Origin of the sequence: Comamonas testosteroni ATCC 11996 (assembly GCF_000241525.1) — a bacterium.
In the GTDB taxonomy this organism is placed as follows: Bacteria; Pseudomonadota; Gammaproteobacteria; order Burkholderiales; family Burkholderiaceae_C; genus Comamonas; species Comamonas testosteroni.
The window spans coordinates 75,406-87,494 of record NZ_AHIL01000037.1 but is presented as its reverse complement, the minus strand read 5'-3'; the positions used below and the strand labels follow the sequence as shown (position 1 = coordinate 87,494).

Genomic DNA, 12,089 nt, shown 5'->3' with positions numbered 1-12,089 from the left:
ACCAATAAAGAACATCAGCCTGTTTTGGCCAAAAGGAGTGTGAGTCATGTCGTACACCGCGCATATCGATACCTTTGCTGCCGACAACCTGCCGCCACCCGAGCAGCAGCCCGAGTTCATTTTCGAGCTGCCCGAGCTGCGGTTCCCCGAGCGCCTTAACTGTGCCGTGGAGCTGCTGGATAGACATGTGAGCGAGGGGCGCGGCGACCGTCTGTGCATTCAGGCCGAAGGCCTGCGCTGGAGCTATGCAGATCTGCAGCTCAAGGCCAATCGCATCGCCAATGTGCTGACGCAGGAGCTGGGGCTCAAGCCCGGCAATCGCGTGTTGCTGTGCGCACCCAACAATCCCATGATGGTGGCGTGCTGGTTTGGCGTTATCAAGGCCGGGGGCATTGCCGTGGCCGCCATGCCGCTGCTGCGGGCCAAGGAGCTGTCCACCATCATCGACATAGCGCAAATCAGCCATGCGCTGTGCGATGCTGCGTTGCGCACCGAGGTACAGGGTGCACAGGAAAAAACCAGCACGCTCAAGGCCGTGCGCTATTTCAACAGTGTGGAAGCCGATGCACTGGAGCGCATGATGGAGCATGCGGGTGATGACTTCCAGGCCGTGGCAACCGCAGCCACCGATACCTGTTTGCTGGGCTTCACCTCGGGCACCACGGGCGTGCCCAAGGCCACCATGCATTTTCATCGTGATGTGATGGCGGTCTGCGCCTGCTGGCCCGTGCATACGCTGCGTGCCAATGCCGACGATGTGTTCATAGGCAGCCCGCCGCTGGCATTCACTTTCGGGCTGGGAGGGCAGGTGCTGTTCCCTATGTCCATCGGAGCCAGCATGGCCTTGCTGGAGAAAGCCGGCCCCGTGCAACTGGTTGATGGCATTGAGCGATTTGGTGCCAGTGTGGTGTTCACGGCGCCCACGTCCTACCGTGTGATGGCCCAGCAGGGCGAACGCATCCGCCGCACCCGGTTGCGCAAATGTGTGTCGGCAGGCGAGGCCTTGACCGCCTCCACACGAGCGCTGTGGAAGGACGCGACCGGTATTGAAATCATTGACGGTATCGGTTCTACCGAGATGCTGCACATCTTCATCTCGCACCGCGAAGAGGAGGCTCGTCCCGGTGCCACAGGCAAGGCCGTGCCCGGCTATCGTGCCAAGGTTGTGGATGATGCGGGGCTTGAGGTGCCGCCCGGCACCGTGGGCAGACTGGCCGTGCAGGGCCCCACGGGATGCCGCTATCTCAACGACAGCCGTCAGGCCAAGTATGTGAGCCGGGGCTGGAATCTGACGGGTGATGCCTATCTGATGGATGTCGATGGCTATTTCGTTTATCAGGCACGCACCGACGACATGATCATCTCGGCCGGATACAACATCGCGGCGCCTGAAGTCGAGGAGGCCCTGATGCAGCACGGTTCTGTGGCTGAATGCGCGGTGATTGGCGTGGCCGACAGCGAGCGAGGCCAGATCGTCAAGGCTTTTGTGGTGCTGCGTGCCGGCCATGTGGCCAGCGATGCCATGGTCATGGAGCTGCAGGATTTTGTGAAGAGCCAGGTCGCGCCCTACAAATATCCACGGGCCGTACAGTTCGTCGATCAACTGCCGCGCACGGCCACGGGCAAGCTGCAGCGCTTTCGCCTGCATCAAACCTGATTGCCATGTTTTTAAAGCTGCATGCGCCTGCTTGAAAAGCGCTGCAGGCAGATTTTGCTGAAGGAATTGTTTGGGTATGAATGCAGTGGCAATGGCTTCAAAACGCTTTGTGACGCAGGTGCCGATTCGTTTTGCGCACTGCGATCCGGCAGGCATCATCTTCTTTCCCCAATATCTGGTGCTGTTCAACGGGCTGGTCGAAGACTGGTTCAACAATGCACTGGGCCTGAGCTATGCGGACATGCTGCACAAGGACCGGGTGGGTCTGCCCATCGTGCACCTGGAATGCGACTTTCGCGCCATCACCCGCATGGGTGAGACCGTGAGTCTGGGACTGTCGGTTGCCAAGCTGGGCAATCGTTCGCTGACGCTCGATGTGGATTGCACAGGCCCTGACGGCCAGCTGCGCGTGACGGCGCAGAAAGTGCTGGTCTTCACCAGTCTTCAAACTCATCAGGCGATTACCACGCCACAAGCAATTCGCCGCGCCATCGAACGCTGGCTGAGTTCATCCAATCCAACAGAAAACAGGAGTTGAGCATGCAAGTACTGCTGCCGCCGGGCTGGCCCCGGCCCAAGGGATATGCGAATGGCGTGGCCGTCAGCGGCCGCCAGATCTATGTGGCCGGCATGATTGGCTGGGACGCGGAGGGCCGGTTTCATACCGACGACCTCGCGGCGCAGGCCAGGCAGGCTCTGCACAATATCGTCGAGGTGCTGCAGGCCGGTGGAGCCAAGCCTGAACATATCGTGCGCATGACCTGGTATATCACCGACAAGAAGGAATATCTGGCGAAGCAGGCCGAGATCGGCAAGGCCTATCGAGAGCTGATTGGTTCATTCAACGTGGCCATGACGGCCGTGCAGGTGGCGGCCTTGATCGAGGACCGGGCCAAGGTGGAGATCGAGGTGACGGCAGTCGTGCCAGACTGATTGGCAATCTGCGCACGCACAGCCGCTGGGCCTTGGGCGCAGCGGTTTTTTTACGGCTGCTGCTTTGCAGTTTTACCGTTGTGCTGCGCGGTTTGCATTGGGGCGGCGGAGGCTGAGCTATCCTCGCGCCCAAGGGGCTGCCCTCCAGCCGTTGCAAACCCGCTGTTTTGTGAGATGCCATGAAGCCGATATTTGACCCGTACCGACGCCATGTTCTTCAAGGCATGCGTGCCGCAGCATTGCTGACGGGGGGCGCAATGCTGCTAAGTGCCTGTGGCAAGAAGACACCCAAGGCCGCTGCCGTTCCTGCCGGAGCTACCGTGTTGGCGCTTGGAGACTCCTTGACGCAAGGTGTTGGAGCCAACGCAGATGCCAGCTACCCCAGCCTACTGGCCGAGCGCACGGGCTGGAAGGTGGTGAATGCCGGTGTTTCGGGTGAGACCAGCAAACAGATTGCGGACCGTTTGCCGGGGCTGCTCGATGAGCACAGGCCATCGTTGGCGATTCTGTGCGCCGGTGGTAACGACTGGCTGCAGCGCAGGAGCGAGCAAGTTGTGCAAGGCGAGATCACGCGCATGCTGCAGCTGTGCAAAGCCAGGGTGACCCCCGTGCTGCTGGTGGCCGTGCCGGAGCTGAGCCTGAGTGCAGCGTTGACGGGGCGCATGAAGGATCACTCCATCTACCAAACCTTGGCCAAGGACAACCGGGTGGCATTGCTGCCCGATGCCTGGAGCGAGGTGCTGGGCAATAGCGCCTTGCGCGCCGATCAGGTACATGCCAATGCCGCAGGCTATGCGCGATTCACCGAACTGCTGCTGGCTCATGCCCGGGCTTCTGGTTTTCTGGCGTAAACCACGGCTCGGCCCCGCCGCAGCGGGCCAAGAGGGCTTCAGAAGTCCAGCAGGCTCAGACCCACGCTGAGTACCGTGCGCTTGTTGTTGTAGTCGACCAGGCTGTCGCCATAGCCGCTGAACAGCTGAACATGCAGGCGCAGATTGCTCTTGCCGCCGTTCCAGCCTTCGCCCAGGGTGCGCAGCCACTCGATGCGCCCGGACCCCTTGCCCTGGCCCAGCGAGCCACGTGCGGTCAGGCCCAGGTAGTTCTGCTCGTTGACGTTCCAGCCCAGCTTGACTTCACCGCGTCCGATGTAGTCCTGGATATGGGGGTTGTCGTCCTCAAGCGCGCTCTCCTTCATGCGCTGCCAGGCTTTCAGATGCAGCTGCCAGCGGTTGCCCAGCTCGGCCCCGGTCATCAGATACCAGCGGTTCCAGCTGCGCGACAGCGGGTTGCTCTGACCGTTCGACTGGTGCGCGATGCCTATGCCCGAGTAGCGCCAGCGCCAGCCCAGCGGCAGCTGGGCATCCGTCGGGTAGACGTAGAAGACCTCGGGCTCGTGGTCGGTGGTGCGGAAGGGTCGCGAGATATCGCCGTTGAACAGCTGCCAGTAGGACTGCTGGGTATAGCCGAACCACAGCGAATCCTTGCCCTTAGAGGTGGGGCCGGTCAGCAGGCCGGAGGCAATCTTGGTGCGGGCCGAGAGCTGCAGGCGCATCTCGTGCTTCTGATAGGGCTGCTCGGTCGCCAGGCCGCGGCTGGGCGAATAGGGTTGCTGGTTGACCTCGTCGCCAACGACCACGGAGACCGACATGGGTCGGTAGCCGCGGAAGTTGAAGGTGCCGCAGTCCGTGCCGGGCTCCAGCTCGAAGTAGCGCGACACCTCGGTGTAGCGCGGATCGCGGCAGCCGCCGTTGTTGGGCGAGAGACCCAGGCCGCTGTCGGCGCTGGCGACAGTCGCCGCAGCCGCACTGGCGGGCGCGGCATCGTTCACCGAGACGGTAGCGGCTGTGAGAGCAGGCGCAGCTTGTGCGCTGGCTGCAGGCGCACTCCAACCGGAGGCCTGGGGCGCAACCGCCGGGCCTTGCTTGATTGCCCAGGCGTCAAAACATGCCAGGCGGTCGTTGTTGCTGGTGGTGGCAGCACATTGCTGCCAGCTTTCGGGGGGCGGCAGTTCCGCGCTGTTGGCGGTAACTGGGTTCAAGCCGCCGACCAGCGCCAAGCCGATGCTCAGGGTCAGGGGATGCGGGGTGAAAAAGCGAATACTCATGGGATCAATCAATGCACAGGCCGGTTGCGGTTGGCAACACCCAGCCCTGCTCAGGGTTGGGCCTTGCGCATGATGAACGCACGGGGTGGAACATTTTCTCCCTCCTGGTAACTGCCGTGAATTTCTGTACCGCAGCTGCCGTCGACCACTTCGCCCAGCCAGGTGCCGGTAATGCGTGAGCCGTCAGCGCTTTCTTCGAGAGTGACCGTGCCCTCGTTTACATCACCCACCATGGGGTGGCTGCCGCCCGGGCGGCTGATGCTGCCTTTGACATTTCCTTCCCATTCGGGATGCGGGCCCAGCACCATGCGGACGGTTTCTTCGCTGCCGGCGACGGAGCCTGTCCATTCACCTTGCAGCTGCTTGTCGCTCATCTGCCAGTCTTGCGGGCAAGTGCTGGCAGACTTGGATTCAAACTGGGCACAGGCGCTTATGGAAAAAGCGCTGGCAGCTATGAAAATCAGAGTTCTCAGAGTCATCTCGGGTCTTCAGTTGGCAGCGCCCGGCGCCGTCTGGTTCTTGCGTGCGGCAAATTCTTCGCGCAGCTTGCGCAGCTTCTCGCGCGGGTCTTCCTTTGCCGTGGCCGCATCGAGGCCCATTTCCTTGATGAAGCGGCTGGGCTGGCAGGCCACCATTTCGCGGCCCTTTTTGCGACGCTTGGTCCAGCTCACGGCCAGCGTACGCTGGGCGCGTGTGATGCCCACATACATCAGGCGGCGCTCTTCCTGCAGCCGCGCTGCCGTTTCATCGCTGACCTTTTGCTGCTTGCCGTCGTCGTCGTCGAGCTTGAACGGCAGCATGCCCTCGGTCACTCCGACCTGCATGACATGGGGCCATTCCAGACCCTTGGATGCATGGAGGGTGGAGAGCACGACCATGTCCTGCTCCTTCTCGCGCTCGCTGATGGTGGACAGCAGGGCGATGTTCTGCGAGACCTCCAGCAGGCTCTTGACCTCAGTCTGGGTACCGGCGCCTGCGGCATCCTCGATCTGGCCGCCGGCACGCTGGGCCATCCAGTCGCAGAACTCCAGCACATTGCTCCAGCGCGCGGCGGCGACAGACTCGCTGTCTTCGCTGTCATACAGATACTGTTCGTAGCCAATTTCCTTGAGCCAGTCGATCAGAAAGCTGCGCGAGGCTTCAAAGCCCAGGGTGTGGCGGGCACGGTATTCCAGATCATTGATATAGCGGCCGAATTCCAGCAGGCTTTCGAAGGCCTTGCGCGGCAGTGCCTCTTCCAGCATCGCATTGAACAGCGAGCCGAACATGCTGAGCTTGTGCGCAGCGGAGAATTCTCCGAGCTTGCCCAGCGTGGTGTGACCGATGCCGCGCTTGGGCGTGCCTATGGAGCGCAGAAACGCCGGGTCGTCGTCGTTGTTGATCCAGAGACGGAACCATGCACACAGGTCCTTGATCTCGGCGCGGTCGAAAAAGCTGGTACCGCCCGAGACCTTGTAGGGAATGTTGGCCTTGCGCAGCGCCTTCTCGAAGGGCTTGGCCTGGTGGTTGGCGCGATAGAGGATGGCGAAGTCCTTCCACGCGGGCTGCGGGTTCATATTGGCGCGCAGGCTCTGGATGCGGGCCACGGCACGCTCGGCCTCGTGCTCTTCGGTGTCGCAGTCGACGATGCGCACGGGTTCGCCCTCGCCGAGTTCCGAAAACAGTGTCTTGGGAAACAGCTTGGGGTTGGGGCCGATCACATTGTTGGCGGCGCGCAAGATGGCGCTGGTGGAGCGGTAGTTCTGCTCCAGCTTGATGACCTTGAGCTGCGGAAAGTCCACGGGCAGCTTCCTGAGGTTGTCCAGCGTGGCGCCGCGCCAGCCGTAGATCGACTGGTCGTCGTCTCCCACGGCCGTGAAGTGGGCACGTTCGCCCACCAGGAATTTCAGCAGCTCGTACTGCGTGGCGTTGGTGTCCTGGTACTCGTCCACCAGCACATGGCCCAACAGGCGTTGCCATTTCTCACGCACCTCGGGGTGGCCGCGCAGCAATCGCATGGGCATGCCGATCAGGTCGTCGAAGTCCACGCTCTGGTAGGCGGTCAGGCGCTCTTCATAGCGCTGCATGATGAGAGCGGTGCTGCGTTCGCTGTCGTCCTGGGCCATGGCCAGGGCCTTGCGGCTGTCCCAGCCCTGGTTCTTCCAGCCGCTGATGGTCCACTGCCACTGGCGGGCCGTCGCCACATCGGTGGTGCCGCCCGCGCAGTCCTTGAGGATGCCGGTGACGTCGTCGGTGTCCAGAATGCTGAACTGGGGCTTGAGGCCGAGAATGTGGCCGTCCTCGCGCACCATGCGCACGCCCAGCGAGTGGAAGGTGCAGATCAGCACCTCCTTGGCCTGGCGGCCTATCAGACCTGCGGCGCGCTCGCGCATTTCGGCGGCGGCCTTGTTGGTAAAAGTGATAGCGGCAATGCGGCGTGGCGCCAGACCGGTTTCGATCAGACGGCCTATCTTGTGCGTAATCACACGGGTCTTGCCCGAGCCGGCGCCTGCCAGAACAAGGCATGGACCGTCGGTGTAATGCACGGCCTGGAGCTGAGCGAGGTTGAGACCAGCAGACATGAAGCAGAGTGACCCATCATCAAAAACAAGGACTGGGAGCATACCGCTTCGCTGTGAAGAGCCCTGATGACAGTGCTCACAACTGACAAAAATCAGGGACTCAGCGAGCGTTTCACCTACACATGCACTCTCCTGTTACTTGAATAATTGTTGTAATAAGGTGTTAGTTGTGTAGCGTGAAGATTGCATCGTGTCCGGCCTTGATCCCGACAGTGCCAGCGAATTGGCGGTGGTTGAGGGATTCATCGTCTTTTTCTCAACAGTCAGGGTGCTGTGCATGGCGAGAACCATCGGTGAAGTGAGCTTGGCCGCAGAACTTTGGACGCCTGCCGTGCAGCAGCGCTTTGAAGCGCTGTTCGCCGTCGCAGCGCGCAAGTCGCTTTCCGCCTGGCGTCAGGTTCCGCGTCATGCAGCCGAAGTGCTGGTGATTGAAGGGCTGGAGAGCCTGCTGGCCAGGGCAGAGGCGAGAGCTCCTTGCGTGGTCTATCTCGGCGGCGAGCCAGCCATGCAGCCACTGGGGCGTTCTTCCCAGGGCTGGGTAGTGCATCTTGATGTGGACTTCACGTTGTCCGACCTGATCGACATGCTCGACCGGGCCGCGGTCTTCCTCATGGACTGGAAAGCCCGGCACAGGGCCGGTGCGCCCCTGTCGCTGCAGCGTGCCTTGCAAGAGCTTCAGTTGCAGGGAGTCGACTGTACGCATTGCTTTCAGATCAAATCCTGGGTTGCTTTGCCTGGCAGCGCCAACAGCGCGCAGAACATGCGCGTGCTGGCGCTGCTGTCGCGCGGGCCCATCGATGCCAGATCACTGGCCGAACATGCCGGCATCGAGATGCAGCAGCTCTGGGCCCTGTTGTCCCTGCCCCAGCTTCAGTCCGTGCTGAGCTGCAGCCAGCCTGGTAGCGAGGAGTCCGCCGCCGCTGCAAAGCCGAGCGCCGCCAGGCAGCCGGCCGCTGCCGTGACGCTGCAATGGATCAGCAAGCTGACGGGCTGGATTACCCGTGGAGGACGTACATGACATCTTTCATGCCCATGCAGCCCGGCCAGGGCTTGCTTCGGGTGAGTCTGCTGGGGCCCATGGGCATAGGCAAGACCACGGCGCTGCGCAGCCTGTGTGGGGAGCTCATGGCAGGCAGCGATGTGCGCAACCTGGACAAGGCGGCGCACCACAAGGAGTTCACCACGGTCGGAGCGGAGTTTGGCGAGATTGACCTGGGCTCTGGAGAGCGACTGCAACTGGTAGGCAGCCCTGGTCAGGATCGTTTTGATTTCGTGCGCCGCTGGGTGCTTTCTGCATCGGTGGGAGCGCTGCTGATGGTGGACGTCAACGATGCGGGCGCGGTGGACTATGCCTGCGAGATGCTGACGGGGGTTGCAGAGTTGGATGCGGCACCTTTGATGGTCATTCTCAGTTGCCGCCCCGCCAGCGGAGCAAGGCTGGAGGCATTCAGCTCCGGCCTGGTTGCCAAAGGCCATGACCTCATTCCGCTTGTTGAGGCAGATCCACGTGATCGCCAGCAGATGCTGGATGCCCTGAGCGTGCTGGCATCGCTGCTGTCCTTGCAAAGTCAGACTCTATGAAGACCCATAACTCCCTCATGATTCCGCCACATGCTGTGGAGGCAGGTCAGGAAATTCTGGCGCGCGTGGTCGCCCCGGTGGCGGGCGTCCACATCGCCTTGCTCTGTACCCCTGACGGTTTCGAGATTTCAGCGCTGCGCATTCGCAGCGAACTGCCGACCGAACGACTGTCGGCCATGGCAGGCTCGCTCATGGCCATGGCCAAGGCCGTGGCCAATGAGATCGGACACAGGGATTGCAAGCGCCTGACCTTCGAGACGGAGTCGGGCACGGTGGTCTTCCAGGCGGTGAACGGATCCTTCCCGGCCGTTCTCTGCCTGGTGGTGGATCAGAACGCCTTGCTGGGGCGCGCGCTTTGGGCGGCTGGCGAGGTTGCAACAGGGTACCTGCCCTCTTGATCACAGGTTCACTGGAGTTCTGAGTCTGAGTGGGGTGCGCATCTGGCGCACGAGTTCCTTGTCTTGCTTTTTTCAAAAGGTGGATTTATGGCCTCTATCCAGGATTCTCTGAACGCTCTGATGACCACAGACGGTGCTGTCTGCGGCGCCCTCGTGGACAGCGCCAGCGGCATGCTGATGGGCAGCGTAGGCGGCGGCGTGGACATGGAGCTGGCTGCGGCCGGCAACACCGAGGTCGTGCGTGCCAAGATCAAGACCATGCGCATGCTCAATCTCAACGACCAGATAGACGACATACTGATCACTCTGGGCAAGCAATATCACATCATCCGTCCCGTGGCCGCCAATGACGGCGTGTTCTTCTATCTGGTGCTGGACAAGGCCCGCGCCAACCTGGCTCTGGCGCGCCGCAAGACTGCAGATGTGGAAAAGGAACTCAAGCTCTGACCCACTGTCCTTGTACCTGTCACAGCAGCCTGCCTTGCGCAGGCTTTGTTTTTGGGTAGGTCTGCACTGAAAAATTTTCATCGAAGGTCGTGAAAGGGCTGGAGCCGGGCGCTGTCACAATTTGTGCGTGCTGTCCGTACTCCTCATCACCTTCCCCTTCTTTGCTCTGGTGGCTTGCGGCTTTGCCGCCACATGGCGGGGCATCCTGCCCCAGGCGGCCATTCCTGGCCTCAATGCCTTTGTGCTGTACTTCGCGCTGCCCTGCATGCTGTACCGCTTTGGCGCGCAAACGCCGATTCATCAGCTGCTCGACATCAACGTCACCCTGGTCTATCTGTTCTGTGCAACGCTGATGGTGGGCGCGGCCGTGCTGCTGACACGCAGACGCCTGGGCTGGAACGATGCCGCATTCGGCGCTTTGGTGGCCGCGTTTCCCAACACCGGCTTCATGGGCGTTCCCATGCTGGCGGCGCTGCTGGGCGCGCAGAGCGCTGGGCCGGTGATCGTGACCATGGCCATCGACATGGTCATCACCACCTCGGCCTGCATTGCGCTGTCGCGGCTGGACCTGGCTGGTGGGCAGGGTCGAAATGGTGCCTGGCTGGCGGTGAGCAATTCGCTCAAGGGCATGGCGTCCAATCCCATGCCCTGGGCGATTGTGCTGGGCGGTCTGGCGTCGGCCATGGGCTGGGTGTTGCCCGGCCCGGTGGACAAGACCGTGGCCATGCTGGCCGCAGCGGCTTCGCCTGTAGCCTTGTTCACCATAGGCGCCGTGTTGGCCCGCTCGCAGATGAACAGCCACGAACGCGTCGCCGTGCGCGACTATGTGCCGATCGCACTGGCCAAGCTTGTCGTCCACCCGTTGCTGGTCTGGGCCGTCGGACAGGCCGCGATCGCAATGGGCTTGCCGCTCCAGCACGAAACACTGGTGGTGCTGGTGCTGCTGGCGGCGCTGCCGTCCGCCAGCAATGTATCGCTGCTGACCGAGCGCTACGGTGCCCACAGCGGCCGCGTGGCGCGCATCATCCTGGTATCGACCAGCCTGGCCTTCCTCAGCTTCTCCGCCGCCGTGGCGCTGATGACCTGATCAAAAACAAGAGCGGCTTGCGCAAGACCAGCTTGCGCAAACCGCTTTTCATGCTTTTTAACTCCCTTGCTTATTCAGATCCCTTTCGAAAGAGACAGCGAGCAAGGGCCGCCCCGCAGCGAGGCTGTCGTCCCTTCCGGCGCTTAGCGCCAGAGAGGGGGAAGGCGCGTCAGCGCCTCAGGGGGGCGTGGCTCAATACTCCCAGAACATCCGCTGCAGTTCCTTGGTATTGGCGCCCTTGGTCAGCGCCAGCATGGTCAGCAGGCGTGCCTTTTCGGGGCGCATGTCGTGGGCGACCACCCAGTCATACTTGTCGTCGGGCTGCTCGGCATTGCGCAGCACAAAGCCGTAGGGAACGCGTGACGAGCGCACGACGAGCACGCCCTTGCCGCGGGCATCCTGCAGCGGCTTGACCATGCGGTCGGCCACCGAGCCATTGCCGGTGCCGGCATGGACGATGGCCTTGGCGCCGGCATCGACCAGTGCATTCACGGCCGTGGGCTGGACGCTGCCGTAGGCATAGACGATGTCCACCTGAGGCAGCTTGTCGATGTTGTCGATATTGAACTCGGAGTTCATGGTGTGGCGCTTGACGGGGGCGCGGAACCAGTAGTTCTTGCCCTCGACCACCATGCCCAGCGGGCCCCACTGGCTCTTGAAGGCGCCGGTCTGGATGTTGATGTCCTTGTTCACATCGCGGGCGGTGTTGATCTCGTCATTCATGGTGACGAAGACGCCCTTGCCCCTGGCGTCCTTGGAGCCAGCCACACTGACGGCATTGACCAGGTTCAGTGCGCCATCGGCGGACAGGGCCGTGCCCGGGCGCATGCTGCCGACCACGGCAATGGGCTTGTCGGTGTGCACGGTCAGGCTCAGGAAGTAGGCCGTCTCGGCCAGCGTGTCCGTGCCGTGGGTGATGACGATGCCGTCCACATCGGACTGCTTGGCCAGTTGCGAGACGCGCTTGGCCAGGGTCAGCAGATTGTCGTTGGTGAAGCTCTCGGAAGCGATCTGGAACACCTGCTCGCCGCGCACATTGGCGATCTGGGCCAGCTCGGGCAAGCCGGCCAGCAGCTTGTCCACAGGGACCTTGGCGGCCGTGTAGGTGGCGCTGTTGACGGTCGAGGCACCGGCACCCGCAATCGTGCCGCCCGTGGCCAGCACCACCACATTGGGCTTGGCTGTCTGCGCCTTGGCCGCCTGCGCGGCCGCAGGCGATGCATCCTGGGCCAGGGCTGCGCCGGGGGCGGATAGAACGCCCAGAACGGCAATGGTGGCAGCCAGCAAGGACTGGCGGAAGACTTGTTTTTGCATGAAGTAG

Annotated in this window: 13 protein-coding genes; 9 read left to right on the top strand and 4 right to left on the bottom strand. The window is 62.2% G+C overall.

The genetic code is table 11. The annotated features are described in order from the left end of the window. Nucleotides 1–46: 46 nt before the first annotated feature. The 4 genes from CTATCC11996_RS16050 to CTATCC11996_RS16035 all read left to right on the top strand — a co-directional run bounded on the left by CTATCC11996_RS16050 (nt 47) and on the right by CTATCC11996_RS16035 (nt 3,441). Nucleotides 47–1,657 carry a benzoate-CoA ligase family protein gene (locus tag CTATCC11996_RS16050; RefSeq protein ID WP_003078045.1) on the top strand — a complete coding sequence of 537 codons (1,611 nt, stop codon included), beginning with the start codon at nt 47–49 and terminating at the stop codon, nt 1,655–1,657. Between the two features lie 76 nt (nt 1,658–1,733). After that, nucleotides 1,734–2,195: an acyl-CoA thioesterase gene (locus CTATCC11996_RS16045; protein WP_003078043.1), complete on the top strand. Its 462-nt coding sequence runs from the start codon at nt 1,734–1,736 to the stop codon at nt 2,193–2,195. 2 nt (nt 2,196–2,197) lie between these two features. After that, on the top strand, nt 2,198–2,590 hold the full coding sequence (locus tag CTATCC11996_RS16040; protein WP_003078041.1) for a RidA family protein: 393 nt from the start codon (nt 2,198–2,200) through the stop codon (nt 2,588–2,590). A gap of 179 nt (nt 2,591–2,769) precedes the next feature. Beyond that, nucleotides 2,770–3,441 (top strand): GDSL-type esterase/lipase family protein, encoded by a 672-nt coding sequence (locus tag CTATCC11996_RS16035; RefSeq protein WP_042438234.1) that lies wholly within the window; start codon nt 2,770–2,772, stop codon nt 3,439–3,441. Nucleotides 3,442–3,479: 38 nt separating this feature from the next. Here the strand turns inward: CTATCC11996_RS16035 and CTATCC11996_RS16030 are convergent, their stop codons facing one another. The 3 genes from CTATCC11996_RS16030 to CTATCC11996_RS16020 all read right to left on the bottom strand — a co-directional run bounded on the left by CTATCC11996_RS16030 (nt 3,480) and on the right by CTATCC11996_RS16020 (nt 7,255). Then, nucleotides 3,480–4,694: a phospholipase A gene (locus CTATCC11996_RS16030; protein WP_003078037.1), complete on the bottom strand. Its 1,215-nt coding sequence runs from the start codon at nt 4,692–4,694 to the stop codon at nt 3,480–3,482. A gap of 50 nt (nt 4,695–4,744) precedes the next feature. Continuing rightward, nucleotides 4,745–5,068, bottom strand: a complete 324-nt coding sequence (locus CTATCC11996_RS16025; protein WP_233506484.1) for a hypothetical protein — start codon at nt 5,066–5,068, stop codon at nt 4,745–4,747. Nucleotides 5,069–5,182: 114 nt separating this feature from the next. Continuing rightward, entirely contained in the window at nt 5,183–7,255 is a 2,073-nt protein-coding gene (locus CTATCC11996_RS16020) for an ATP-dependent helicase (RefSeq protein ID WP_003078033.1), read from the bottom strand. 190 nt (nt 7,256–7,445) lie between these two features. On the opposite strand from CTATCC11996_RS16020, the gene CTATCC11996_RS16015 reads away from it, so the two are divergent. The 5 genes from CTATCC11996_RS16015 to CTATCC11996_RS15995 all read left to right on the top strand — a co-directional run bounded on the left by CTATCC11996_RS16015 (nt 7,446) and on the right by CTATCC11996_RS15995 (nt 10,768). Continuing rightward, entirely contained in the window at nt 7,446–8,273 is an 828-nt protein-coding gene (locus CTATCC11996_RS16015) for a hypothetical protein (RefSeq protein ID WP_003078031.1), read from the top strand. Next, nucleotides 8,270–8,836 (top strand): GTP-binding protein, encoded by a 567-nt coding sequence (locus tag CTATCC11996_RS16010; protein WP_003078029.1) that lies wholly within the window; start codon nt 8,270–8,272, stop codon nt 8,834–8,836. Before CTATCC11996_RS16015 ends, CTATCC11996_RS16010 begins: the two co-directional genes overlap by 4 nt. After that, the gene (locus CTATCC11996_RS16005; RefSeq protein WP_034349412.1) at nt 8,833–9,234 is read left to right on the top strand and encodes a roadblock/LC7 domain-containing protein; all 402 of its coding nucleotides are present in this window, start codon (nt 8,833–8,835) and stop codon (nt 9,232–9,234) included. Before CTATCC11996_RS16010 ends, CTATCC11996_RS16005 begins: the two co-directional genes overlap by 4 nt. An 87-nt stretch (nt 9,235–9,321) precedes the next feature. Further along, the gene (locus CTATCC11996_RS16000) at nt 9,322–9,681 is read left to right on the top strand and encodes a hypothetical protein (protein WP_003078024.1); all 360 of its coding nucleotides are present in this window, start codon (nt 9,322–9,324) and stop codon (nt 9,679–9,681) included. Nucleotides 9,682–9,808: 127 nt separating this feature from the next. Beyond that, nucleotides 9,809–10,768, top strand: coding sequence for an AEC family transporter (locus CTATCC11996_RS15995; RefSeq protein ID WP_034349410.1), 960 nt, complete (start codon nt 9,809–9,811; stop codon nt 10,766–10,768). Between the two features lie 192 nt (nt 10,769–10,960). Here CTATCC11996_RS15995 and CTATCC11996_RS15990 read toward each other — a convergent pair whose 3' ends face one another. Beyond that, nucleotides 10,961–12,082: an asparaginase gene (locus tag CTATCC11996_RS15990; protein ID WP_003078020.1), complete on the bottom strand. Its 1,122-nt coding sequence runs from the start codon at nt 12,080–12,082 to the stop codon at nt 10,961–10,963. Between the last annotated feature and the right edge of the window lie 7 nt (nt 12,083–12,089).